Below are 24,445 nucleotides of genomic sequence, written 5' to 3' on the forward strand. Positions count from 1 at the left end.
AGCATGCAGCTGCCATTGCCTGTCACGCTACCTGTTGACGAAAACTTCGATAGTTTTGTCAATACGGGTAACGAAGAAGTAGTTTCAGTCCTTGAGCAGATTGCAGATGCGCTGCCACACTGGCGCGAGGCTCCTGAATTGGGGCCTTTAGCATCGCTTCAGCTGCCTTTGCTTACTTTACTAGGCAGTACCGCTATCGGCAAAAGCCACTTATTGTTTGCCACTTGTCATCAACTAGCCGAAAAATCGGTTAGTCACCTTTATTTAAATCTTAATAATTATGAAGCGTGGTCGCTCGATATTTTTGAAGGCCTTGAGAATCTTTCGTTAATCGCATTTGACAACATTCACGCGATAGCGGGCGATTTACGTTGGGAAGAAGCGTTGTTCGATTTGTTAAACCGAGTGATTGAGACTAAGCAAACCATGGTACTTTGTTCTAGTCACCTAGGCCCATCTAACCCGGCTTTTGTTTTACCTGACTTGCGTTCTCGCTTGGCGTGGGGGGTTATTTATCACGTAAACCAACTGGATGACAATGGTCGTGAAGAAGCCGTGCGCTTACGTGCAGCGGAACGTGGATTAAAGCTATCAAACCAAGCACTACAGTTTCTTTTGCACCATAGTGAACGAGACCTAAAAAGCCTCATGTCACTATTAGCCCGTTTAGACACACGCTCACTCCAAGAACAAAAACGCTTATCCGTGGCCATGGTTAAGCGCGAGCTTAACCTAAATTAGCCAAAGCGCGAGCTTAACCTAAGTTAGTCTAAGCGCGAGCTTAACTTAAGTTAGCCAAAGCGCGAGCTTAACCTAAATTAGTCAAAGCGCTGCTGTGTTGCCGTTTATTGTTCTTTTCTTAAACTATGAGCGCTTGATGTGGTGCTAAATTCTTCTGCTACCGTCATTAGAGTTCCATCGGAAGTAACCGAATTGTTTCCGTCGAGCTGTAGCATTAACTTATCGCTCGCAGACTGTACGTTTGGATTTGTACTAGACGCAGAGTCCCGCCAGGTAATATCGTTCGGAAGCAGATAAGGGCTTGGAAGTGACGCTTGAATAGCAGGTACATCGAGTTCGGGTAAAATTCTACTTAATACGTAATCTACGCGCATAGTAACGTTATCATCATTAACACGGTTTCTCTGAGCCCAAGTGGGAATGAAACTGCCGTCTTCCATTGTCTCTCTTGTAAATACGCCTACATCCGCTTCTGCCTCAAGCCGGTAAAGCATCATGAAGCGCTCGAATAACATGGCGAGATCTTCTCGTTCCGTAAAGTAAGAATAGAAAGCAACCGCACCATCATCCTCAAACCAATTTGCCACTTGTAGCGCGGTATAATTTCGCTGCGCGCTTGAAGCGGTTGCGCCGCCGTATCGAATTTCGGCCAAAGCATGGAGTTGTGACGACGTAAGAGGCAATGAAGTTGTTAGCCCCGTAGAAATGGGAGAGCTGTCATCATAAGACGACAGTGGGCTCGCGCTATTGCTGAGTTGTTGCCATTCGGTGTAGTCGAAAAAGTCATTGGCGTGAGCTAGCTCGTGGTATAGCAAATAGCTTAATGCTGCTTCTACGTCGCTCACGTCACGTGGAAGTCTATCTGCTACGTTCGCTGTGCTGATATTAGGGAAATAATAGGCCCCGTTTTTCACGTAGCGCCATGACGTCGTAAAATCGAGCTCACTACCAAAACCACTTCTATAATCTGGGCGAGTATTTAGCGTGTCTCGCTCTTGCGGTGTGCGCCAAAAGTTGTTGGCATCTAAGTAAATGGCACCAGTGGCAACCCAATAAAATGACGGGCGGATATCGTAAGAAATCACAATCGCGTTAGTTGCGCGTAGTAACTTAAGCATGTCATCACGGGTTGCTGAAGTTTCTAAATACGTTCTAAATGCATCGCCCATCCACGGATGCGAGACGTATGTTCTATCTAAAATATCATCGATAGTGGGGCTTTCGGTGACTTGGCCAATCAGTGGTAGCTGAGAGAACGTACAGCTGTTTGAAACCTGATTATTATAAACACAATCAACAAGTGCCGACGCGTAAGGGCTGTCGGCTCTATAGGGCTGCATATGCGCGCTTACCGTTTCGGGAATACTTGTCTCGTCATCTACAAAAAAGCCGCTATTGTTAATGTCGATGTTTTTCACTAGAACTTGCGCGCTATCGGTTAACACCTCGCCATTTGAGAGTGTAACGGTACTTTCTATTTCAATGATTGTGTCGTTGCTGACTCGAGGCGCTTGAAAATATATCGAATGAGAATAATCGCCTTCATCAAAGTTGAAGTTATTGACGATTGGTCCAGACGTTTGTTGCCACGTGATATTTGAGATTGTTAACGCTTGCGTGTTAACTGTGTCAACGCGAAGAGAAACTCTGCCGCCTTCGGATGCCTCATGACCCAATCGTAATGCGGCAAGCGGCGCGGTACTTTCGTTCGTTTGTAACGTGATGCTGTCTGTAAGCGTTGTGCCATTTTCTAAGCTAACGTTTACGGCGATATCGAAGCTACTTGAAGAGGTAACATCAAAGCCTATAGCCTGCGTGTGAGCACTGAGAGGCTGCTGTGATATGCCTGAGACTTGCCAATTGATGTCTACAATAGCGTGGCCAGTAGGCGAGGCGACAGCAAAGTCGACCGCATCGCCTACAACGGCGTTTGTAGGACCTGAAATGCTAATGGTTGGAGGAATGGAAGGAGTGCTTGGGGCTGAACTATCGCCTGAACCAGAACCTCCACATGCTGCAAGTAACGATAACGATGCGATTACTAATGTAAATTCAGGCAAATGGCGTGTCATATTAACCCCTTGGCAGCATGTGTTTTCGCTGTGTATTACATGATCATTGTTGACCTTGCTCAAAGCGTGCTTTTTCTTCTTGCATCTCTTCTTTAAGCTTTTTAAGGCCCAAACCCAATTCACGACCACGTTTTCTAGCAAACGCACTACAGCCGACAAACATACCCGTGCATAGAATAATCTCTACCACTGCATACCAACGTTCATCAGGTACAGCGTATGCCACAGTGCATCCGTGAATAAGGTAAAACAAAACGACAAAATTGGCCCATGCGTGAGTATATGGCTTGCCTTTTAATATACCCCAGTAAGGTAACAATAAAGGTAAAATATAAAACAAGGCAATAAACAAAGGAGAGTAAGTATGCTCTTTAGTAAATGTAAATTGCCACAGTGTTATCCATACGATTAACCCGGTGTGGCTTATAAGTGCGAGATAGCGATAAAAACGCGTATCTGGTGCCATGGTAATGTCTCCGAAACAATTTGTTTTTTAATGTTCTTTATAAGGTCTACGTTTTATGCGCCAAATAACGTAACTGTTAGGCGTTGTCAGCTAGTTTTTTAGCGAACATTGCAAGTCGCTTACCCTGAGCAATGCATAGCGCTTTTTCATCTGCACTCAATTGCTCTGGTGCACTCAAACTGTGATGAGCGACGTGTGTTACACCGTAAGGGCTGCCACCCATTGTGGTGTTGTGTAGCGCAGGCTCACTGTAAGGTAGCCCGCAAATCACCATGCCGTGATGGATAAGCGGAACCATCATGGAAAGTAATGTGGATTCCTGGCCGCCGTGCATGGAAGAAGAAGATGTAAATACACACGCAGGCTTGTCAATCAACGCGCCTTTTAACCATTGACTGCTTGTAGAATCCAAAAAGTGTTTTACTGGCGCTGCCATATTGCCGAAACGCGTAGGACTACCTAACGCCAGGGCACTGCACTGTTCGAGTTCCTGAAGGGAAACCTCGGGTACAGCACTAGATGCCGCGTCATTAGCTGCATCGCTGATACTCTTGACTGTACGTACTATCACAGGAGCACCTAATGACGATACACCTTGGGCGATGGCATCAGCTAATCGCTTTGTGCTGCCGTTGCGGCTGTAATAAAGTACGAGAACAGGTTGCACTATACAATTTCCAAAACAGATTCGGGTGGACGACCAATTCTGGCTTTCTCGCCGCTAATAACAATTGGACGCTCTATCAACTTGGGCGTGTGAGCCATAGCTTCAAAAAGCGCATTGTCAGACAGTGCGCTGTCACCTAAGTTAGCATCTTTATATTCTGCTTCTTTAGTACGCATCATATCTCTAACCGATCCAAGGTTAAGTTTTTTAAATATCTCTTTCAGTTCTTTTGCGTCTAGAGGCTGCTTTAGGTACTCAACAATAACAGGCGCTATACCTTGCTCTTCAAGTAATGCTAGGGTTTGTCTGCTCTTTGAACAGCGAGGATTGTGAATAATGGTAATGTCTGTCATAAATACTCTTGTTCATGATTATATGGATTGGCGCGAACTATTGCGTTTTTGCCATAGAATATCAAGCAGTTTACCGATAACGGGTAATAAATTCGTACTATTCTTTATTTACAGCATCGTTTCTGGAAAACGGTGTTTAAAAAGCGTGGTTGAATTTATGTTAGTGCGCGAAGTAAGAATCTGGCACTATGAAAAAATAGTCAAAATTAGAAGGTTATATGTTGTTGTCACAGCCAAAAAGCAATGCAGGAAAAATAAAGCCTATACTCTTTCTAGTGCTGTTAGCGCTTGTTGCGTTTGCCGGTGCATATACGTATCAGCGTCTTCAACATGACTTTGAAACATTAGATGGAACTGCTTACCTTTGGCAAGATCTTGAGGGGAAGTGGGTTGTGGTAAATTACTTTGCGCCATGGTGTGCACCATGTCTACGAGAAATGCCTGAGCTCGTCACATTTAATCATTCGCTACCTGACGATACCCGTCTTTTTGCTATTAACTACGACCTTAAAACGAAGCCTGAACTCAAAGCCATGGCTGAGAAGTTTGATATTGATTTGCCTGTTATTATAAGTTCGCCAGACACTAAACTGCCCATGCAAAAACCCCCTTATTTACCAGCAACGTTTATTCTTGGACCTGATGGGAAAATAAAGGATACGATAATGGGAGAAATTACGGCAGCGCATCTGCGTCAGCGCCTAGCTGAATTGAAAGGCGCTGACGAATAGCAGGGAAGTGCGATGGTCTAGAGTCGTTGTAAACGCTCTTCTTGGTCGCGAAATTGTTTTATTCTCGCTCTGATTCTTTGTTTTTCAAGGTGATCATCGCCTGCGAAATTATACGCATATTGAAGTTCGTCAACCGCGCGGTTATAAGCACCATACAATGCATATACTTCCGCTTTGCTCTGATGCATTTGCGAGAAACGTTTCGACTTTTGATACGCCTCACTCATCAACTGATGTGCCAATTGATAATCTTTTTTAACCAGCAGGAAATCCTTAAGTAGAGACACCGCTTCTTCATATTTGTTTGCGCTTATGTAAGCATTGGCCTGGTTTAGTGCCAATACTTGATTTCTAGGGTTATGCGTAACGTGGGGTCTTAGCATTTCAACGGCTTTTAAAGGCTCACCTTGCGAAATATAGATATCTGTCATAGCGTCGAGATAAAAGAGGTTTCCTCTATCTTTTGCTATTAACTCATCCATAATGTCTTTGGCTTTTTCGATTTTTTCGGCGCGCATATAAGCAAGCGCTAAACCATATAATGACGCTTCTTTACTGCGCTGTACGTCTTGAGCCACGGCCGCTTCGAAATATTCTACAGCGTAATCAGCTTTAAACGAGTAGCGTGCCTTTATACGTGCTTTAGCCAACTCGAATTGCTTGTTAATGGGTAAGTAGCGTCTAGGATAGTCACCAGCGCGATTTCTCGCATCAGCAATACGGGTTTCGGTTAAAGGGTGAGTGAGCAGCCTTGCGGGTGGACGAGAAACCATGCGGTACTCTTCCGCCATGGTAGAAAAGAATGAAGCAGCCGCACTCGGATCGAAGCCCGCACGAGCAAGCATTGCGATACCAATTCTATCGGCTTCTTGTTCATTTGAACGGGTATAGTCGATTTGCAATTGTGCAGAGGCTGCGGTTCCCGCCTGCATGGCCGCAATACCCGCTTCTGGGTTGGCCATAGCAATTAGCACCCCGCCGATAAGTGACGCCAAGGCAAGGGGAGATGAGCGCTGCTGCGCCTGCATACGTCGTGCTATGTGGCGTTGAGTCACGTGAGAAATTTCGTGCGCTAGCACCGAAGCCAGTTCACTTTCATTTTCAGCACGACGCATTAAACCTGTGTGAACACCAATGTGACCGCCAAAAAACGCAAACGCGTTAATGGCATCATTATTTACCCAGAAAAATTCAAAAGGAAATTTGGCGTTGTCAGCATGGACAACCAATCGGTTGCCAACATCCTGTAAATATTCATCCAGCACCGGATCTGAGATTACAGGACTTTGACCGCGCATTTGCCGCATTACGGCATCGCCTACGATCATCTCCTTATCAAGCGATATGGCGTCTGACGCAACAACACCTATTTCAGGTAACGCATTTTTATTGCTGTAATTGGCATCTTGTGCAACAGCCGTTAGGCTCGATGTGAGCACGAAGGAAAGGGCAACCAAAGATGCTGAAAACTTTTTTCTCATGAACCTACAATCATTGTATACGGTTAATACTGCTTAATCCTTAGAGCGCTAAGTTGCTAAACAGTTTCAAATTTTATTTTTTTCTTATATGCATCATTTTCGAAGACACAAGGCAATATCGCCTATGCCATCTCGTTTATGACACGTCAGTTATACCAATGCGACACAAACGCATCCAGTTTATTCTTTTACTGTTGTAACAACCACTCTACACACTAATGCTTATACTGTAAAAACATCATACCAGTTTGATTTTGAAAGATTCTTAAGTGCTACTTATTGCTAAGTGCTAGCGCTATCAACTATGATGCGTGTCCTATTCTTAGTAATTTCTAGGCGTTTATATGATTAGCGTTTTTGGTCGTTGGTACCGACGCAAATTTTCTGATCCTGATGCAGCAATGTTGCTTATCTTGATCCTTTTGACCACGGCAGTGTTGCTATTGTGGGGCGGGCTAATTATGCCTGTGTTGGTTGCAGCAGTGATTGCGTATTTACTCGATTGGCCAGTCTGTCGCTTGGTAAATGTCGGCGTAAGTAGAACGCTCGCCTGCGTCGTTGTAATGCTCGGCTTTATCACTATAACCATATTAACCTTAATTGGCCTTGTTCCAATTATATCAAAGCAAAGCGTTAACTTGATTCAAGAAACGCCGCTAATATGGCAGAAAGCGCAAGAATGGATATTAACGCTTCCGGACAAATATCCAGATTACGTTCAGGTATATCAAATCCATCAAATGATGGAAGGTTTAAATGACAAATTGGTTGAGGTGGGCGAAACCCTTATTTCTGCTTCGTTTAGTAATATCGCCAACTTAGCTGCGTTGCTCGTTTACGTGATCCTCGTACCGCTTATGGTGTTTTTCATGCTAAAAGATAAGCTTTTCTTTTTAGACAGCATATCTCGCTTGCTGCCTAAGGAGCGACGCTTAATTACGCAAGTTGGTCACGAAATGAACTCTCAAATTGCCAACTATATTCGCGGCAAAGTGATCGAGATTATAATTGTGGGCGCGGTGAGCTGCGTAACGTTTGTATTGATGGACTTACGTTATGCTATTTTGCTTGGCGTATTGGTGGGATTTTCAGTACTTATTCCGTACATCGGTGCAGCAGTGGTTACTATACCCGTGGCCGTTGTCGCTATGTTTCAGTGGGGTATTTCACCAGAATTTTGGTATTTAATGATAGCGTACGGCATTATTCAGGCGTTAGACGGTAACTTGTTGGTACCGCTGCTATTCTCGGAGGCGGTTAGCTTGCATCCGCTTTATATAATCGTTGCAGTATTAGTGTTTGGAGGTCTTTGGGGTTTCTGGGGGGTATTTTTCGCTATTCCTCTCGCTACCCTCGTGAAGGCGGTAATTACAGCGTGGTCTAGTAACCCCGTTATTGTACCCGAAGAGGCAAAGTAGTTATTCCCATTTGGCGAACCAGTCAGCGCCATCCAGTACGAGATTCAAAATGAGTACTGATTCAAATAGGCGTTATAGGTAAACACTGATACGAATTGAGTAAGTATAAAAAAGCCCCGAAAACATAATGTTATCGGGGCTTTTTAAATTCTATACCGGTTTAGCTGTTTAGATAATCAAGTACTACGGTGTGGTGTTCTTTTGTTTTGAACTTGTTGAAAACGTGCTCAATAACACCGTTTTCATCCACGAGGAATGTTTGGCGATGAATGCCATCATACTCTTTACCCATAAACTTTTTAGGTCCCCACACACCAAAAGCGTCGGCAACGGCGTGGTCTTCATCAGAAAGCAACGTAAAGTTTAGGTTTTCTTTTTCGATGAATTTAGGCAGGCGTTTAACTGCATCTGGGCTAATTCCTAGCACAACCACATTTTTCGCCGTTAGTTCTTCGTTTACGTCGCGTAAGCCCTGGGCTTGTACTGTGCAACCAGGCGTCATCGCTTTAGGGTAAAAATAAACCAGTACTTTTTTACCTGCGAAATCAGCTAAAGATACGGTTTCATCATTTTGGTTCTGCAATGAGAATTGTGGGGCTTTATCACCAGCTTGTAACGTTTTCATTGGGATCCTTTTTTTGTTTGTCTACAACTTTGCCTGTCACATTTAACGAAGTGAACAGGGACATTAGATCAGATTCTAGTGCGTCTACATTTTCATTAGAGGGAAGAGAAACAACAAATTTGCAGCGCATGTTGTCTTTACCCGATGTCTTGTCTTTAAATGTGCGTTGTCTAAATGCACTTATCATTGCATGACGCTCGGCAAAAAAGCCGGTCACCGCTTTAATCAAGCCAGCTGCATCTTCGCCACTAAACTCGACATTAAAAAGATGGGCAAGGTTTTGCTTTTCGTGATGGCTAGTGCGCTTCATCATAGAAAGCAGGTCAAGACGCTGAAATAGCGAAGGTAAAATACATTCAGCTTTTGTGATAGCGCTTTGCGTTCCTTCTATGATCATGGTCAACGAGAACTCTTTGCCGTAAATGGCTTGCCTGCTATCTAGAATATTGCACTGAGCTTCTGATACCGTCGTTGCAATTTCGCTTAAAATGCCACTTTTGTCTGTCCCCAAGATGGTGACGATAAGTTGGTGTTTCGACATCTACTTCACTTCAATGTTAATAATGTCGGGATGTTAGCACAGAGTTTTTTTATAAGTCAGCGCCTTTTTCTTGCCTTTGAATAAGATATTGTCAAATTCTTGTCATTTTACTTGCGCTATTACTTGTGTTTAAGCACCGACATATTTACCATGTGCGCTCACATTTTTCGGAGAGATTATGTTTACTGGTAGTTACGTAGCACTCGTCACGCCGATGTTCGAAAACGGCGATATTGATTACAAGTCTTTAGAGAAACTTGTGAAGTTTCATGTAGAGCAGGGCACCCACGGTATAGTGTCGGTTGGAACTACTGGTGAGTCAGCAACGCTACCTTTTGATGAACACATCAATGTGGTTAAAGAAACCGTTGCTATGGCATCAGGAGCAATTCCGGTTATTGCCGGCAGTGGCGCAAACTCTACGGCAGAGGCTATTTTTCTTACAGAGCAATTAGGCTCTACAGGTATAGACGGTTTCCTAAGCGTAGTACCTTATTACAATAAGCCTCAACAGGCGGGTATGGTCGCGCACTTTAATGCAATTGCAGACGCTAGTGACTTACCTGTTATTCTTTACAATGTACCAGGCCGCACCGTAGCCGACATGCTGCCTGAAACGGTGGCTAAATTAGCAACGCACAAAAATATCGTTGGTCTTAAAGACGCGACTGGCAATATTGCACGCCTTAAGGCTACTCAGCCTTTGGTTCCCGATGACTTTGTTTTACTTAGCGGCGATGACGGTTCAAGCTGCGAGTTTATGTGTGAAGGCGGTCATGGCGTTATCTCCGTAACGGCTAATATAGTGCCTAAAGCAATCGCACAAATGTGTGAAGCTGCGCTAGAAAATAATTTTGATAAATGTCGCGATATCGATGAAACCATTAAATTACTTCACAGCGAACTATTTATTGAACCAAATCCAGTAATGCCGAAGTGGGCATTGTATAAAATGGGCATGATGGAAAGCGCAGTTATGCGATTACCTATGGTTTTACCGGAACTATCAAGCCAAAAACGTATCGAAGAACTACTAAAAAAATACGCATTGATTTCTGGTTAATAAGGAACACAGATGAAAAGAACGCTGGCTATAGCAAGTTCAGTAGCGATGGTTGCACTTGCAGGTTGTTCAAGCCAAATAGATAGAAAAACCGCGTCTGGCAGCTACGAATACTTAAAAACTAAAGAACAAGAATCGCTAAAAGTACCTTCTGACTTAGATGCACCTGCTTTTTCTCGTGATTTTGTATTACCTGAGTTAGGTCAAGAGGCCGATTCAAATTTGGTGGGCAAGTCGTTGATGGTTCGCTCTCCAGCATTAGTTTTACCGTTAGTTACAGGTTCTCACATTGAGGAAGGTAAGAGTTCAGCAACCATTTGGTTTGACCAGGTTGACGATAGTCAGCCGCTAAGCCAAGCAATTTGGAACTCGCTTTTAAGTTTCTTAGATGAACAAGGTATTGGTGTAGATAGCTTTAGTCCAGAAGAGAAAGTGCTGGTTACTGACTGGATGGTGATAACTAAAGAAGTCGAAGGTCCTTGGTATAGCTTTATAGATGAAGAAACCGAAATCGGTCGACGTTTTGAATTCAGCTTAGACGTTAAACCTCACGGCCGTAGTGCTGCGCTTACTGTTGAATTAAAGGACTATATGCAAACATTGGGCAACGACGTGGTTGCAGAAGTCTCTTCAATGGAAGAACGTCGCGAAGAAGTTGAGGTGTTGAACCAAGTTGTTGGTCACTATGAGTACCAAATTCAGCTAGCAGAGACACGAAGAATTGCTCGTATCCGTCAGGGTATCAATACCGAGATGGGCTTTAATGCCGATGGTGATGCGGCGTATATCGTAGAAGCTAAGTATGATGTAGCGTGGCCAAGAATGCTGTTAGTACTGCGTAAGCTTGGTTTTGACGTTAAAGATTTAGATAAATCAAACGGCCTATTATTTGTCACTTACAATGGTGATCAAGGTAGTTGGTGGGATGGTTTATTCTCAAGCGATAAAGAGTTACTAAAGAAAGGTGACTATCGTTTGAAAGTTGCAAGAGCGGGTGCAGATCGCACGTCAGTTACCTTCATGAATAATGAAAGTGTACCGTTTGAAGCAAATCAGGTTTCCGACCTTTACAGTGCATTTGCTGAGGTCATGTCAGAAGATAACCTTGATATATAACTGAGACTGAGAATGGAAAAACGCGACGAGCTTTACCGCGGTAAAGCAAAAACTGTTTATTACACTGATGATAGCGATAAACTTATTCTTCACTTTAGAAACGACACTTCGGCGTTTGATGGTGAGAAGATTGAACAGCTAGAACGCAAAGGTGAAGTAAACAACAAGTTTAATCACTTTATTATGACAAAGCTTGAAGAAGCAGGCATTGCAACGCAAGTTGAGGCGCTGGTTTCTGACACTGAGTCTTTGGTTAAGAAGCTTGACATGATCCCTGTTGAGTGTGTGGTGAGAAACTTGTCTGCTGGCTCTTTAGTTCGCAGACTGGGTGTGGAAGAGGGCAAAGAGCTTAACCCACCTATTTTCGAGTTTTTCTTAAAGAATGATGCACTTCACGACCCAATGGTAAATGACTACCATATTTTATCATTTGGTTGGGCAACCGAAGCGCAAATTGCTGAAATGAAAGCATTGACCTTCAAGGTTAACAGTGTTTTGAAAGCACTCTTTGATGACGCGGGTATGTTGCTTGTAGACTATAAACTAGAGTTTGGTGTCGACAAAGATGGCAATATCGTACTAGGTGATGAGTTCACACCAGATGGCTGTCGCTTGTGGGATAAAGAAACCCGTAAAAAGATGGACAAAGACCGCTTTAGACAAGGTTTGGGCTCTGTAGTCGAGACCTATATTGAAGTGGCTGAGCGCTTAGGCTTATCGCTTTAAAACCCTCATCAAGTAATAACTAATTTAAAGAGGACCTTTCGGTCCTCTTTTTCGTTTTAGGCAGTTTGACCTGTCTACGTCGTTGTAAAATATTGTCTCTTGCGTTTAAGCATTTACTTTTCGATGCATTACGGGATAAGTTAGTGTACTGCTAAGCATTTTTGCGTTTAAAACTAGGGAGATTCGGTTTGTTGAAAACCTTTGTATTGGTCGCTATTGCCATGATTGCATTCGCTGCTAATTCGCTACTTTGCCGCATGGCTCTTGCTAACACCGATATAGATCCAGCTAGTTTTACTATTTTACGCTTAGCGAGCGGGGCGATAGCGCTGTTACTTTTGTCTTCTTATTTCAAAAGTGAGAGCGTGCCTTCTCAAGGCCTTTTTCATGGCCTAAAAACCAACGCCAGCGTACTCGGTGGCATTTCGTTGTTCGTTTACGCTATCTGCTTTTCATATGCCTATATCTCAATGTCCACGGGTACGGGGGCACTTTTATTATTTGGTGCCGTGCAACTCACTATGATTTCCGTAGGGTTGTTCAATGGCGAGCGATTTAAAAAATGGCAGTGGTTGGGGTTTGTGTTGGCATTTTTAGGCCTTGTTATCTTACTGTTGCCTAGCGCGGCAGCACCGCCTCTTTTAACTGGCGCGGTTATGGTTTTGGCGGGTATGGCTTGGGGCGTCTATTCGCTTTTGGGTAAAAAAAGTAGCTCAGCCCTTTTATCTACATCGGGTAATTTTGTCTATGCCGCGTTTTTCTGTGTTCCTTTGGTTGGTGTGGTTTGCTTCGTGGGCGCAGATAATTTTGTCTTAGATAGCGAGGGTGTTTATTACGCGCTTGCATCAGGGGTGTTTGCATCGGGTTGCGGATACGCTATTTGGTACAGCGCGCTTCCCCTTATCAAATCGACCACCGCCGCGACAGTGCAACTGAGCGTGCCTGTCATAGCATCGCTGATGGGGTGGATAGCGCTTGGTGAGCCACTCACAATGCAGATCCTGGTTGCTTCAATAGCTACGTTGGGTGGCATCTACTTGGTTATAAAAAAATAGCGTTTTATACGCTACGTTTAAAACAGAAAAAGCGTTATTTTCCGCCGTGGCGAAATAGTTCTATAAAGTTTAATGGGGGAGCGTTAACGCATATTTCCAGACTAAAGAGCAATATTTGAATTTTCCAACAGTGCTAACGTAGTAGATCACTAAATAATGGGAACGCAGTTATGAACGCAGAAGATCCAATAACGATAAGAAATCCAGGCAGATTGTTAACGCTAACTTATGTTATTTCGCTTTCAGTGATTGCGGTACTGTCTCTGGTTGTTCACTTCATGTTAGATGAAGTCATTTCAGAGCAGAACAATACTGGCAAAATTGTTAACGTAAGTGGTCAGCAACGCATGCTTTCGCAAAGAGCCAGTATGTTTGCGGTCGATTACTTGCAAACTGGCGCTCAAAAATCAAAAAGACTCTCTATAGCTGCGATTGAGAAAATGAAGCAAAACCATCAGTTTCTGCTAGCACCACATTTTGAAGCATTATCAAAAGGTCAACCCAGCCCACTTTCTGAAGAACTGTATAACCTCTATTTTATGCCTCCCTCTGATGTAGATAAGAAAATAAAGTTATTTGAAGGCGAGATAAGGGCCGCACTTTCAGAAAATGGTAACGTTGGCGCTGTCCAGTTTTCTAACGGAAGTTTGATGTTTTTACAACTCGCAGAAAGCGACCTGCTAACACCGTTACACAACATTGTTGGGCAATATGAAAAAGAGAGTTTGGAAAAAGTAAACGACCTTAGAAATGCACAAAACGTAGTGTTGGGCATTATTATCCTCACCATATTAGTTGAAGCGTTTTTCATATTTCGTCCAATGGTGGCAAAGGTAAGTCGTTTTGCCACTAAGCTCCAGCGAGACGCTAATTTTGATTACCTATCTGGTTTGCTAAATCGACGGGCATTTCAGATTGTTTCCCAACAAGCAATAGCGGCTAGTCACCGCTACAAGCGATCGCTGTCAGTGGTGATGATCGACATCGATTTTTTTAAACGTATCAACGACACTCACGGCCACGACATGGGTGATAAAGCGATTAAACACGTAGCAAAAATTTTAAAAATGTCTTCGCGTAATGCAGATTGCGTAGCGCGCATTGGCGGTGAGGAATTCGTACTTTTATTGCCTGATACCGACCGCGCAGGCGCCTTCAAGTTAGCTGAAAAGTTAAGAGATCGAATAAGTAAAAACCCTCTAGATGTGAACGGGAAGTTTATTGATATCACTGTTAGTGCGGGTGTATCTTATGTAAAAGAACATCATGACACTATTGAGTCAGCACTATCGGAAGCCGATGACGCATTATATAAAGCCAAAGAGAGCGGCAGAAATAATGTCCAACTGGCTTAACCTCGCTATTGAAAGCGTGTTGCACAATGTGCGCAATTCGACCGTGTTGGATTTAGGAGTGAGTTGTGCGCACACCCCCGACTATTGTAAATGAACATGAGAGGCTAGCTGCACTCAACAAACTGAGAGTGCTCGATACCCCACCAGAAGAGCGCTTTGACCGTATTACTCGACTAGCGAGTAGCATTTTTGATTGTAGATTCGCATCGGTCACATTTGTCGATGACAGTAGGCAGTGGTTTAAGTCGGCTATTAATCTCGATATGACTGAAACAGAATGGGATGTCGCCTTTTGTGCCCATGCTATAGCGCAGGACAAAACCTTAGTCGTTCCAGATACTCAAGAGGACCCTCGCTTCAAAAGCAATCCTTTTGTGGTTGGTCATCCTCACATTGGTTTTTACGCGGGTGTTAGGCTGATGATAGAGGGGTTTGCGGTGGGAACGCTATGTGTGTCGGATAATAATCCAAAAATATTCAATTGCGTTCAAATACAGCAATTAGAGCAGCTTGCAAAACTTGTAGAGTCGGAACTACAGCGACAAGAATTCAATGATCTCTCAACTCAGTTGGAAGAGTACCAATTTAAGCTAGCTCAAACACAAAAAATCACCCGTGTGAGGAGCGCTATTTTAGAGAAAGTGGTAAATGCAGAGTCATTGCATACCGTACTCCACGACATTGTGAATGCTATAGAGGCCGAATACACAGATCAAATTTGCAGTATCCTGCTATTAGAAGATGGCAAGCTGAAAATGGGTGCTGCGCCTTCTTTACCCGACTTTTATAACGACGCTATCGATGGCGTTGAGTTTGGTGTAGGCAGGGGATCATGTGGAAATACAGCCGCGACGAACTTACCGACCATTGTTGAAGATATCAGTACGCACCCGTTTTGGACCGATTGGAAAGATTTAGCATTGCGCGCTGGTGTATGTTCTTGTTGGTCACAGCCAATACAAGGAGCTAATGGTGACGCTATTGGTACTTTTGCAATTTATCATAGAGAAAGAGCAGTACCGACAGCGGACGAAATGCGCTTAATCGAACAGTTCGCGCATATCGCTAGCATCGCTATTGAAAGAGAGCTGGCGAATCAACTTATATGGAAGCAAGCCAACTTTGATTCTTTGACAGGACTTCCTAACCGAAACCTTATGTTGGATCACTTACAGTTAGCCATTAAGGCTGCCGATAGAGAGAGCGATAAGGTAGCGGTGATATTCTTGGACCTTGATAATTTCAAAGATATTAATGACACGCTTGGTCACGATATAGGTGATAAGCTTTTAATTGAGTGCGCCAGAAGAATAAAGCAGTGTTTGCGTTCAGATGACACCGTTTCCCGATTAGGCGGTGACGAATTTGTCATTATCCTAAACGGCATTAAAGGCCTAAGTTCTATAGAACTGGTCGTACAAAAGCTACTTGGCGAGATCGTAAAACCTTATAGTTTAGAGCTGGAACGTGTGCATACTAGCGCGAGCCTAGGTGTCACCTTATACCCGGACGACGCAAAAGATGTCAAAGGCCTGTTAAAGAATGCCGACCAAGCGATGTACGGTGCTAAAGATCTCGGTAAAAACAACTATCAGTATTATACCCACGACATGCAAACTGCAGCAATCAAGAGAATGACCTTGTTGAATGATTTGCGCTATGCAGTTAAGAACAAAGAATTGTTTATTGAGTACCAGCCAATTGCATGTTTCAGCAGCCAGAAAGTGATGAAAGCTGAAGCGTTACTTCGATGGCAGCATCCCACGAAGGGGAGAATTACACCAGATGAATTTATTCCACTTGCGGAAGAATCTGGACTCATCATTGATATCAGTAATTGGGTATTTAATGAAGTCTGTGCCAATATCAAACAATGGAAAGCCCAAAACCGTCAAGAGCTGCAGGTGAGTATTAATACGTCACCTAGCCACTACTTCAATTTAGAATCTAATATAACTCAATGGTTAAACCTGCTTTTAGACCAGAAGATCTCTGCGCGTTCTATACTTCTTGAAGTCACGGAAAACTTATTAATGGAAGCCAACGAGATGGTGTCCAAGAAGCTTTTCCAGTTTAGGCAAGCAGGCGTTGATATCGCGTTGGATGATTTTGGTACAGGTTACAGCTCTATTTCTTATTTAAAGCGCTTTCCTACAGACTTTATCAAGATTGACAGGAGCTTTGTGAAGTCGATGACTGACGTTAGCAATGATAAGGTGCTGTGCGAAGCCATTATTGTGATGGCGAATAAACTCGGAATAAAGGTAGTAGCGGAAGGTGTCGAGACACAAGAACAATACGATATTCTAAAAAGCATGGGCTGTGATTATGCGCAGGGTTATTTCATTGCAAAACCGCTCAGCAAATCAGACTTTGAGTCCTTTTGGGAGAGGCACTAGCGCAACTTTGCCGCGCTAGTGCTTAATTTAATCGGGCTTAAGACAGCGTTGCCAAGGCTTTACCAGAGTATTGCTCTAGTTCGTTGGTGCGGTTTTCTTTTATTTTGTTTGCCCAGTTCGGATCTTGCAGTAGCGCTCTTCCTACAGCAACCAGATCAAATTCGCCAGCGTCTATACGTTCAAGTAAATCATCGACTGAGCGAGTGCTGGAATCTTGCCCTTTGAATGCGCCGAAGAAGTCGTCATTTAGCCCAACTGAACCTACCGTTATGGTGGGCTTGCCAGTTAATTTTTTCGTCCAGCCTGCAAGGTTTAAATCACTGCCTTCAAATTCGTTTTCCCAATAGCGGCGCTGAGAACAATGAAAAACATCTACACCAGCTTCACTTAGCGGAAGAAGAAACTGTTCTAGTTCTTGGGGCGTGTGCGCTAAACGAGCGGTGTAATCTTGTTGTTTCCACTGCGAATAGCGCAGTACGATCGGAAAATCGGGACCGGTTGCATCACGTATGGCTTTAATTATTTCAACCGCAAATCGTCCACGATTTTCCATGTTACCGCCCCAACTGTCAGCTCGCTGGTTTGTGCCTTCCCAGAAGAACTGGTCGATTAGATAACCATGAGCACCGTGAATCTCAATTCCATCCATACCGATAGTTTTGGCATCTGCTGCTGCTTGTGCAAAGGCAGTAATTACGGATTCAATGTGTTCAACGGTCATAGGTTCAGCGCCCTGTTTTCCTGGTTTGAATAAACCTGAAGGCCCTGCACTTGGAAGTTCAGGATAAGGCGCTTTTTCCGCTACCCTCGCCATACCCACGTGCCATAGTTGAGGCATAATTTTCCCACCGACACTGTGAACTTCATCTACCACATTTTTCCAACCGGCTAGCGCTTCATCGCCATGGAATTGAGGGATATTTGCATCCATCGTAGCGACTTTATCGTTTACTGTAGTGCCCTCGGTGATAATCAAACCTGTGCCACCTTGAGCGCGGCGTTTATAGTAACCAGCTACATCGTTGGTAGGTACGCCGTTAGGCGAAAATTGACGAGTCATGGGGGCCATAACAATTCGGTTGGTTAACGATAAGTTGCCCTTTGAGTAAGGCTTAAACAGTGCGTTAGCTGCCATTTTTTGTTCCTGATTTCTTTATTGCAATTGGGGCCGTTTGTACTTTCATCATAGAAAATGAAACGCCGCCATTATTATAGAAGTGTTAAACAAGTCATTAAGTTGGGGATTGTTGAGTCTTGATGTACAACAAAGAATAACTGGCTCTAGTATATCCTGCGTGATGTGTTGCAGGAATAACATGATGGCTACCCAACTAAAAAACTATGGTTGAATCCAGATACTACTGTCGAGTGAGGGCAAGTCAATTTTCAAATGTTGATAGTAAGCCATAAGTAAAAGTGAGCTAAGAGCTCCATATCAGAAGCTCTCTTTCAGATATGAGCAGGCTTAATCTAAAATCTCTACAATTTCCCTTGTGGCTTGAATAAGGCGTACCACTTTGTTTTCAATGCGAACTGTTACTAACCCGTCTTCTCCCAGAGGCACAATGATGCGGGCATGGTTGTAAATATCACGATCTAAACGATTTCCAACGGCTAGCTTTTTGTCCCAACCCGGCGGTAATTCACCTGTTCGTTCATACTTCTTCTCTATACCCGGAGGGAGTGATTTATCTTTATGAGGGTTAGGGTTGGCGCAAGCAGGTAAACTATTTGCTGCTAGTACGGTTGTTATTCCGATAATAGGTAGAACTTTCATTGTTAACCTCGCAAATTACGTGAAAGCGATGCTCCATTTTGATGTAATTATCTACGCAAACTATTGCGATAGTGCTTTGAACAAAAGGGCATGTAGACTCTGCATTAAAAAAGTTGTTTTTAGACAATCAGCAATTAAAAATAGAGAAGCCCACAAGGTGTATACGAAAATCATACCAGGCTGAGCCTACATGCTAAAAAATCTAAAATTAGGCGTGCGGCGTGTTAACGTTAAAACGTTTATAATTGCTAACGAGCAAGAAAAACGATAGTTGAGTCTAAAACAAAGAACGTGACATTTTATAAGTGACAAATGAAGGATGACAATGAGTGATATTGCATTTACCCGTGAGGAAAAAGACGCGCTAGTCGCTAAACTGCAACGATATTTTGATGATGAATTAAGCGTGGAACTTGGTCAATTTGACGGAGAATTTCTTCTCGACTTCATTAGTAAAGAAATGGGCGCATCGTTTTATAATAAAGGCGTAAACGACGCGAGAGTCGTTGTTGCATCTCGCTTACAGGTCATTGATGAAGAATTGTATGCCATCGAAAAAGTACTTTAAATTCAGAAATAAATTAAGCCTGCTTTTGCAGGCTTAATTATTAGATGTTAGATGGCCAAACAATACCATTACGTTAGCAATGAGTTGTATTAGAGTTCCTGACGGGTAGGTCTGATGATCATTTCGTTTATGTCTACGTCGCCAGGCTGCTCTATGGCAAACGTTACTGCACGTGCAATAGCATCTGCATCGATAGCATCGTCATACATATCATCTGCCATTTGCTTTGAGTCTTTGTGAGAAATGTGGTCAGTAAGTTCTGTCGCCACTGCACCAGGTGAGATGTTGGTAGAGCGAATTTCACCATTTGACTCCCTGCGAATGCCTTCACTTATTGCTTTAACAGCGAATTTAGTTGCGCAATAAACCGTTGCTCCAGGGAACACAACATGACCTGCCACAGAGGAAAGATTGATAATATGCCCGCTTTTTTGCTCTCGCATTTGTCCTAATACAGCTGCTACTCCATACATAACGCCTTTTATGTTTACATCTATCATCTGATCCCACTCGTCAACTTTCATCTCGTCAAGCGGAGCGAGTGGCATAAGACCAGCATTGTTGACGAGCACGTCAATACGCCCATAGGCATCTATGGCCGCTTTCGCAAGCGCCTTGACTTCATCCTTTTTCGTGACATCTACCGTTTGATAAGTAGCTTGGCCACCTGAAGATTCAATTTCATCTACAAGTTTTTTAAGACGGTCTTCACGGCGGGCGCCCAACACTAATTTAGCACCTTTATCCGCAAGCATTTTCGCCGTTGCTTCTCCAAGCCCGCTACTTGCACCTGTAATGATGACAACTTTTCCAGAAACTTCACTCATAACATTATCCTTACGTTTGATTAGTGTTAAGTTGCTACGTAAAACTATTGAAGTGGATTACTCTAACGCGCAGAAACACTGTGAGTGTGATAGTGAGAACGATGAATGAAGATTTTACAGCGGTACTTTTATTTTTAGCGGGCATTTAGCCACGCAACAACAAGGAAGAATTTCATCGTCGTCAATGAAGGCGAGGGGATCTGTGGTGTACTCAACTTCGCCTTCAATTAGCTTTGTGCGGCATGCACCACAAAAGCCTTCACGACAATGGTAGTGAATATGAACGTCCGCTGCTTCAAGGGCGTTTAAGATAGTGGAATCAGAAGGGGAAATAATCGCCCCCACATCGACAACGTCGATGCGGAGTGATTTATCGTTGCTGCTCATTAAGCTGTAGTTTTACAGCTCAAAATCAGCAAAGTCGTCTTCGCTCACGGCAGAGTCGATTTGACCAACAAGATAAGAGCTGATTTCAGACTCTTGAGGTGCCACTTGCACGTTGTCTGAATTCAAATAGTTATTCATCCATGGAAGTGGATTACTGCTTATCTCGAACGGGGTGTCTAGACCAATAGCAGACATACGTTGATTCGCAATGTACTCAACGTACTGGCAAAGAATTTCTTTATTCAAACCAATCATTGAGCCGTTTTGGAACAAGTAGTCAGCCCACTGCTTTTCTTGCTCGACAGCGTTCATGAAGATAGCACGCGCTTCTTCTTTACATTCTTCTGCAATTTGCGCCATTTCAGGGTCATCTTTACCCTTAGCCCACAAATTAAGGATATGCTGTGTTGAAGATAAGTGCAGATTCTCGTCACGGGCAATCAAACGAATAATCTTAGAATTACCTTCCATCAGCTTCCGCTCAGCGAAAGCGAATGTGCAGGCAAAAGACACGTAGAAACGGATTGCTTCCAGTGCGTTCACCGAGTTCATGCATAGGTAAAGCTTCTTCTTAAGCTCATACATGTTGATAGTGTGTGCAACACCATTCACTGTATGTACGCCTTCACCCTGTGTCTGCCAAAGCTGAGTGGCGAAAATGAGATCATCGTAATATTTAGAAATATCAGCAGCACGTCGCTTAATTTCGTCATTCACTACGATATCTTCGAATATTTCGCTTGGGTCTGAGAACAAGTTTCTCAAAATATGGGTATACGAACGTGAGTGAATAGTCTCGAAGAAAGACCATGTTTCAACCCAAGTTTCTAACTCTGGTAGTGAAATAATGGGCAAGAACGCGATGTTCGGGCTACGGCCTTGCACCGAATCTAACAGGGTTTGGTACTTAAGGTTTGAAATAAAGATGTGCTTTTCTGGGTCGGTCAATTTTTGGAAATCAACACGGTCGCGAGAAACGTCAACTTCTTCAGGGCGCCAAAAAAAGCTAATTTGCTTCTCAATAAGCTTTTCGAATATGGCATGCTTTTGCTGGTCGTAGCGTGCAACGTTTACGGGGTTACCGAAAAACATCGGCTCGATCAATGGATTAGTACTTTGCTGATTAAACGTAGTGTATTTCATGATGGCCTAACTAAAAACTTAATGATTAACGCGTATTATTGTTTGTGTTCTTGCTGCGAAACGTTAATGGCAAATGCAGTTAACTCCTTTTATGCATTTGCCATTTAAACAGGGGGCGTGTTCTAAATCTTACACGCACCACCTGCACAATCATCATCTTCCTCTACAACCACTTCTTCTTGACGTGGCATAGGCTCGCTCGCTTTAGCATCGAGAGCAGATGTGTCTGACGCGCCGTCGCGAGTGTTATGATAGTAAAGTGTTTTAACACCCAGTTTATACGTAGTAAGAAGGTCCTTAAGAAGAAGCTTCATTGGTACCTTGTTACCTTCGTAACGGCTTGGATCGTAGTTGGTATTCGCTGAGATAGTTTGGTCGATAAACTTCTGCATGATACCAACAAGTTGTAGGTAACCATCGTTTGAAGGAATATCCCAAAGTAGCTCGTATTGGTCTCTTAGCGTTTCGTACTCAGGTACAACTTGCTTAAGAACACCATCTTTGCTCGACTTAATGCTGATAAAACCACGCGGAGGTTCAATGCCGTTTGTCGCGTTAGAAATCTGAGAAGACGTCTCTGACGGCATTAATGCTGACAGCGTAGAGTTACGCAATCCGTGAGTTTTGATTTCTTCACGAAGTGCATCCCAGTCGTAATGAAGTGGTTCATTACATACGCTATCAAGATCTTTCTTGTAGCTATCAATTGGCATGATGCCTTGAGAATAGGTGGTTTCGTTAAACTTAGGACACGCACCTTTTTCTTTAGCAAGATTGTTCGACGCTTTAAGTAGATAGTACTGCATTGCTTCGAACGTGCGGTGAACTAGACCGTTCGCGCTGTGATCAGAATATTTAACGCCATTTTTAGCAAGGTAGTATGCAAAGTTGATAACACCAACACCCAGCGTACGACGTCCCATTGTTGCGTTATATGCAGCAGGAACAGGATAGTCTTGGTAATCAAGCAGGTTATCTAGGGCACGTACAGCAAGATCAGACAGCTCTTCAAACTCGTCAAGAGACTTAATCGCACCTAAGTTAAACGCTGACAGCGTACATAGTGCAATTTCACCGTTCTCATCATTAACGTGCTGAAGCGGCTTAGTAGGTAGCGCAATTTCAAGGCACAGGTTGCTCTGACGAACTGGCGCAACTTCTGGGTTAAACGGGCTGTGCGTATTACAGTGGTCAACGTTTTGTAGATAAATACGACCTGTGCTTGCACGCTCTTGCATGAACAAGCTGAATAGCTCCATGGCTTTAATTTGCTTTTTGCGGATGCTGTCGTCGTTTTCGTATTTAACGTATAGCTCTTCAAACTTCTCTTGGTCAGCGAAGAATGCATCGTAAAGACCTGGAACGTCAGACGGGCTAAATAGTGAGATATAGCCGTCTTTCATCATGCGCTGGTACATTAGTTTGTTGAACTGAACGCCGTAATCTAGGTGACGTACACGGTTTTCTTCAACACCACGGTTGTTCTTAAGCACTAACAGTGATTCAACTTCCATATGCCAGATAGGGTAGAACAGCGTAGCAGCGCCACCACGAACACCACCTTGTGAACAGCTTTTAACGGCTGTTTGGAAGTATTTGTAGAACGGAATACAACCCGTATGGAATGCTTCACCGCCGCGAATAGGGCTACCTAGTGCGCGAATACGGCCTGCGTTTACACCGATACCAGCGCGCTGGCTTACGTATTTAACAATGGCACTTGCGGTTGCATTGATTGAGTCTAAGCTATCGCCGGTTTCGATAAGTACACATGAGCTAAACTGGCGAGTAGGCGTACGTACGCCAGCCATGATAGGTGTAGGCAATGAAAGCTTGAATGTTGAAGCGGCATCATAGAAGCGGCGGATGTAGTCCATACGCGTCGCTTTATCGTAATTTGCGAAAAGACATGCCGCCACTAAGATATATAGGAACTGTGCACTTTCGTAGATTTCACCTGTAACTCGGTTTTGAACCAGGTATTTACCTTCAAGCTGTTTAACTGCAGCGTAGCTGAAGTTCATGTCTCGCCAATGGTCGATATACGAGTCCATTTCAGCAAATTCTTCAGGCGTGTAGTCTTCAAGCAAGTGCTTATCGTATTTGCCCATATCAACCATCTTACCTACATGCTCAAGCAGGGCAGGCGGCTCAAATTGACCATATGCCTTTTTGCGAAGGTGGAAAATGGCCAAGCGCGCAGCCAGGTATTGATAATCTGGCGCATCGGTAGAAATAAGATCTGCCGCTGATTTGATCAGGGTTTCATGGATCTCGCTAGTATTGATACCGTCATAAAACTGGATTTGTGCCTTGATTTCAACTTGTGAAACGGAAACGTTTTTAAGTCCTTTGGCTGCCCATGTCACGACTTTGTGGATTTTCTCTAAGTCGATGGACTCTTTTTCACCGTTGCGTTTGGTGACTAATAAGTTGTTGTTCATGTTACTGGCCGTTTGTCTGTTAGCGCTTGATGCGTGGGCTATGTTATGCCCATTTTCATTTTTAATTTATTGAGTGTGAGTGACATTATCACCATTGGCTCACGCCAGATAACAACACACACGAAAGCGGCCTAAACCAATACCGAAAGTACAAAGTAGAGACTGCTCATTTAATTTTTTCACTGCATTTATATTTTCAGCGAGGTTGATGTCACACACTGCATATGGCATTGCCATAATCTCGTTAGCGATCTGTGCGATCCCAGAAAATCTGCATTGGGATCACGTGCTGAATTAAACACAAGATAGTGAGGTTTTAGTCTTAATGCAACCCAATATCTGGTGGTATTTCAAGCACTCAATCTGGCATGAAATTTATGTTAGTAACAACTAACTTTTTAGCGTTCTACAAGCGTAAAATATCTGGATTGCAAGCATTTTTAATTATTTCTTCGACATAAAAATTAATTTATTCTTAGAAAATAGTTTT

General features: G+C 43.4%; 23 protein-coding genes. 10 read left to right on the forward strand and 13 right to left on the reverse strand.

Annotated elements, in window-relative coordinates; translation table 11 throughout:
- The first annotated feature begins 3 nt into the window (after window positions 1–3).
- Window positions 4–741 carry a DnaA regulatory inactivator Hda gene (gene hda / locus WA381_RS08325; RefSeq protein WP_156086477.1) on the forward strand — a complete coding sequence of 246 codons (738 nt, stop codon included), beginning with the start codon at window positions 4–6 and terminating at the stop codon, window positions 739–741.
- A gap of 104 nt (window positions 742–845) precedes the next feature.
- Here hda and WA381_RS08330 read toward each other — a convergent pair whose 3' ends face one another.
- From WA381_RS08330 to arsC, 4 genes are all read right to left on the reverse strand, one after another.
- Window positions 846–2,813, reverse strand: a complete 1,968-nt coding sequence (locus WA381_RS08330; protein WP_061485950.1) for a hypothetical protein — start codon at window positions 2,811–2,813, stop codon at window positions 846–848.
- Between the two features lie 43 nt (window positions 2,814–2,856).
- Complete coding sequence (locus tag WA381_RS08335; protein WP_039220793.1) at window positions 2,857–3,279, reverse strand: DUF2069 domain-containing protein; 423 nt, start codon at window positions 3,277–3,279, stop codon at window positions 2,857–2,859.
- Window positions 3,280–3,355: 76 nt separating this feature from the next.
- Window positions 3,356–3,946, reverse strand: a complete 591-nt coding sequence (gene wrbA, locus WA381_RS08340) for an NAD(P)H:quinone oxidoreductase (protein ID WP_061485949.1) — start codon at window positions 3,944–3,946, stop codon at window positions 3,356–3,358.
- On the reverse strand, window positions 3,946–4,299 hold the full coding sequence (gene arsC / locus WA381_RS08345) for an arsenate reductase (glutaredoxin) (protein ID WP_061485948.1): 354 nt from the start codon (window positions 4,297–4,299) through the stop codon (window positions 3,946–3,948). The genes wrbA and arsC overlap by 1 nt, the downstream gene beginning before the upstream one ends.
- A gap of 218 nt (window positions 4,300–4,517) precedes the next feature.
- Here arsC and WA381_RS08350 point away from each other — a divergent pair, with 218 nt between their 5' ends.
- On the forward strand, window positions 4,518–5,030 hold the full coding sequence (locus WA381_RS08350; protein WP_039234605.1) for a TlpA family protein disulfide reductase: 513 nt from the start codon (window positions 4,518–4,520) through the stop codon (window positions 5,028–5,030).
- Between the two features lie 17 nt (window positions 5,031–5,047).
- Here the strand turns inward: WA381_RS08350 and WA381_RS08355 are convergent, their stop codons facing one another.
- Window positions 5,048–6,511: a M48 family metalloprotease gene (locus WA381_RS08355; RefSeq protein WP_014949664.1), complete on the reverse strand. Its 1,464-nt coding sequence runs from the start codon at window positions 6,509–6,511 to the stop codon at window positions 5,048–5,050.
- 344 nt (window positions 6,512–6,855) lie between these two features.
- Between WA381_RS08355 and WA381_RS08360 the strand changes: the two genes are divergently transcribed.
- Window positions 6,856–7,929, forward strand: a complete 1,074-nt coding sequence (locus tag WA381_RS08360; RefSeq protein WP_014949663.1) for an AI-2E family transporter — start codon at window positions 6,856–6,858, stop codon at window positions 7,927–7,929.
- Window positions 7,930–8,089: 160 nt separating this feature from the next.
- Here WA381_RS08360 and bcp read toward each other — a convergent pair whose 3' ends face one another.
- Window positions 8,090–8,554, reverse strand: a complete 465-nt coding sequence (gene bcp, locus WA381_RS08365; RefSeq protein WP_014949662.1) for a thioredoxin-dependent thiol peroxidase — start codon at window positions 8,552–8,554, stop codon at window positions 8,090–8,092.
- Entirely contained in the window at window positions 8,532–9,095 is a 564-nt protein-coding gene (locus WA381_RS08370; RefSeq protein WP_014976680.1) for a glycine cleavage system protein R, read from the reverse strand. The genes bcp and WA381_RS08370 overlap by 23 nt, the downstream gene beginning before the upstream one ends.
- 178 nt (window positions 9,096–9,273) lie before the next feature.
- Here WA381_RS08370 and dapA point away from each other — a divergent pair, with 178 nt between their 5' ends.
- The 6 genes from dapA (at window position 9,274) to WA381_RS08400 (ending at window position 16,809) form a co-directional block, all read left to right on the forward strand.
- On the forward strand, window positions 9,274–10,158 hold the full coding sequence (gene dapA / locus WA381_RS08375) for a 4-hydroxy-tetrahydrodipicolinate synthase (protein WP_014949660.1): 885 nt from the start codon (window positions 9,274–9,276) through the stop codon (window positions 10,156–10,158).
- Between the two features lie 12 nt (window positions 10,159–10,170).
- On the forward strand, window positions 10,171–11,274 hold the full coding sequence (bamC, locus tag WA381_RS08380; protein ID WP_014976679.1) for an outer membrane protein assembly factor BamC: 1,104 nt from the start codon (window positions 10,171–10,173) through the stop codon (window positions 11,272–11,274).
- A gap of 12 nt (window positions 11,275–11,286) precedes the next feature.
- Window positions 11,287–12,000 carry a phosphoribosylaminoimidazolesuccinocarboxamide synthase gene (gene purC, locus WA381_RS08385; protein ID WP_014949658.1) on the forward strand — a complete coding sequence of 238 codons (714 nt, stop codon included), beginning with the start codon at window positions 11,287–11,289 and terminating at the stop codon, window positions 11,998–12,000.
- Window positions 12,001–12,188: 188 nt separating this feature from the next.
- Window positions 12,189–13,055, forward strand: a complete 867-nt coding sequence (locus tag WA381_RS08390; RefSeq protein ID WP_156086476.1) for a DMT family transporter — start codon at window positions 12,189–12,191, stop codon at window positions 13,053–13,055.
- A gap of 170 nt (window positions 13,056–13,225) precedes the next feature.
- The gene (locus WA381_RS08395; RefSeq protein ID WP_014949656.1) at window positions 13,226–14,410 is read left to right on the forward strand and encodes a diguanylate cyclase; all 1,185 of its coding nucleotides are present in this window, start codon (window positions 13,226–13,228) and stop codon (window positions 14,408–14,410) included.
- 65 nt (window positions 14,411–14,475) lie between these two features.
- The gene (locus WA381_RS08400; protein ID WP_156086475.1) at window positions 14,476–16,809 is read left to right on the forward strand and encodes a sensor domain-containing phosphodiesterase; all 2,334 of its coding nucleotides are present in this window, start codon (window positions 14,476–14,478) and stop codon (window positions 16,807–16,809) included.
- 37 nt (window positions 16,810–16,846) lie between these two features.
- Here WA381_RS08400 and WA381_RS08405 read toward each other — a convergent pair whose 3' ends face one another.
- Entirely contained in the window at window positions 16,847–17,944 is a 1,098-nt protein-coding gene (locus WA381_RS08405; protein ID WP_156086474.1) for an NADH:flavin oxidoreductase, read from the reverse strand.
- A 330-nt stretch (window positions 17,945–18,274) separates the two neighbouring features.
- On the reverse strand, window positions 18,275–18,586 hold the full coding sequence (locus WA381_RS08410) for a hypothetical protein (RefSeq protein WP_156086473.1): 312 nt from the start codon (window positions 18,584–18,586) through the stop codon (window positions 18,275–18,277).
- A gap of 325 nt (window positions 18,587–18,911) precedes the next feature.
- On the opposite strand from WA381_RS08410, the gene WA381_RS08415 reads away from it, so the two are divergent.
- On the forward strand, window positions 18,912–19,154 hold the full coding sequence (locus WA381_RS08415; protein ID WP_156086472.1) for a DUF2164 domain-containing protein: 243 nt from the start codon (window positions 18,912–18,914) through the stop codon (window positions 19,152–19,154).
- A gap of 89 nt (window positions 19,155–19,243) precedes the next feature.
- Here the strand turns inward: WA381_RS08415 and WA381_RS08420 are convergent, their stop codons facing one another.
- The 4 genes from WA381_RS08420 to nrdA form a co-directional block, all read right to left on the reverse strand.
- Complete coding sequence (locus WA381_RS08420) at window positions 19,244–19,981, reverse strand: SDR family oxidoreductase (protein WP_014949651.1); 738 nt, start codon at window positions 19,979–19,981, stop codon at window positions 19,244–19,246.
- A gap of 114 nt (window positions 19,982–20,095) precedes the next feature.
- Window positions 20,096–20,368, reverse strand: a complete 273-nt coding sequence (yfaE, locus tag WA381_RS08425; RefSeq protein ID WP_014949650.1) for a class I ribonucleotide reductase maintenance protein YfaE — start codon at window positions 20,366–20,368, stop codon at window positions 20,096–20,098.
- Between the two features lie 12 nt (window positions 20,369–20,380).
- The gene (gene nrdB / locus WA381_RS08430; protein ID WP_014949649.1) at window positions 20,381–21,511 is read right to left on the reverse strand and encodes a class Ia ribonucleoside-diphosphate reductase subunit beta; all 1,131 of its coding nucleotides are present in this window, start codon (window positions 21,509–21,511) and stop codon (window positions 20,381–20,383) included.
- 122 nt (window positions 21,512–21,633) lie between these two features.
- The gene (gene nrdA / locus WA381_RS08435) at window positions 21,634–23,955 is read right to left on the reverse strand and encodes a class 1a ribonucleoside-diphosphate reductase subunit alpha (RefSeq protein WP_014949648.1); all 2,322 of its coding nucleotides are present in this window, start codon (window positions 23,953–23,955) and stop codon (window positions 21,634–21,636) included.
- Between the last annotated feature and the right edge of the window lie 490 nt (window positions 23,956–24,445).

Origin of the sequence: Alteromonas sp. CH_MED4-4 (assembly GCF_037029575.1) — a bacterium.
Classification (GTDB): Bacteria; Pseudomonadota; Gammaproteobacteria; order Enterobacterales; family Alteromonadaceae; genus Alteromonas; species Alteromonas macleodii.

Excerpts from the sequence above, each read along its gene's own strand:
- hda (WP_156086477.1), top strand. The coding sequence starts at position 4 with ATGCAGCTGCCATTGCCTGTCACGCTACCTGTTGACGAAAACTTCGAT.
- nrdB (WP_014949649.1), bottom strand. The coding sequence starts at position 21,511 with ATGAAATACACTACGTTTAATCAGCAAAGTACTAATCCATTGATCGAG.
- WA381_RS08335 (WP_039220793.1), bottom strand. The coding sequence starts at position 3,279 with ATGGCACCAGATACGCGTTTTTATCGCTATCTCGCACTTATAAGCCAC.
- purC (WP_014949658.1), top strand. The coding sequence starts at position 11,287 with ATGGAAAAACGCGACGAGCTTTACCGCGGTAAAGCAAAAACTGTTTAT.
- WA381_RS08370 (WP_014976680.1), bottom strand. The coding sequence starts at position 9,095 with ATGTCGAAACACCAACTTATCGTCACCATCTTGGGGACAGACAAAAGT.
- WA381_RS08360 (WP_014949663.1), top strand. The coding sequence starts at position 6,856 with ATGATTAGCGTTTTTGGTCGTTGGTACCGACGCAAATTTTCTGATCCT.
- bamC (WP_014976679.1), top strand. The coding sequence starts at position 10,171 with ATGAAAAGAACGCTGGCTATAGCAAGTTCAGTAGCGATGGTTGCACTT.
- WA381_RS08330 (WP_061485950.1), bottom strand. The coding sequence starts at position 2,813 with ATGACACGCCATTTGCCTGAATTTACATTAGTAATCGCATCGTTATCG.
- bcp (WP_014949662.1), bottom strand. The coding sequence starts at position 8,554 with ATGAAAACGTTACAAGCTGGTGATAAAGCCCCACAATTCTCATTGCAG.
- arsC (WP_061485948.1), bottom strand. The coding sequence starts at position 4,299 with ATGACAGACATTACCATTATTCACAATCCTCGCTGTTCAAAGAGCAGA.
- WA381_RS08415 (WP_156086472.1), top strand. The coding sequence starts at position 18,912 with ATGAGTGATATTGCATTTACCCGTGAGGAAAAAGACGCGCTAGTCGCT.
- WA381_RS08405 (WP_156086474.1), bottom strand. The coding sequence starts at position 17,944 with ATGGCAGCTAACGCACTGTTTAAGCCTTACTCAAAGGGCAACTTATCG.
- WA381_RS08350 (WP_039234605.1), top strand. The coding sequence starts at position 4,518 with ATGTTGTTGTCACAGCCAAAAAGCAATGCAGGAAAAATAAAGCCTATA.
- WA381_RS08395 (WP_014949656.1), top strand. The coding sequence starts at position 13,226 with ATGAACGCAGAAGATCCAATAACGATAAGAAATCCAGGCAGATTGTTA.
- yfaE (WP_014949650.1), bottom strand. The coding sequence starts at position 20,368 with ATGAGCAGCAACGATAAATCACTCCGCATCGACGTTGTCGATGTGGGG.
- WA381_RS08355 (WP_014949664.1), bottom strand. The coding sequence starts at position 6,511 with ATGAGAAAAAAGTTTTCAGCATCTTTGGTTGCCCTTTCCTTCGTGCTC.
- WA381_RS08420 (WP_014949651.1), bottom strand. The coding sequence starts at position 19,981 with ATGAGTGAAGTTTCTGGAAAAGTTGTCATCATTACAGGTGCAAGTAGC.
- WA381_RS08410 (WP_156086473.1), bottom strand. The coding sequence starts at position 18,586 with ATGAAAGTTCTACCTATTATCGGAATAACAACCGTACTAGCAGCAAAT.
- nrdA (WP_014949648.1), bottom strand. The coding sequence starts at position 23,955 with ATGAACAACAACTTATTAGTCACCAAACGCAACGGTGAAAAAGAGTCC.
- dapA (WP_014949660.1), top strand. The coding sequence starts at position 9,274 with ATGTTTACTGGTAGTTACGTAGCACTCGTCACGCCGATGTTCGAAAAC.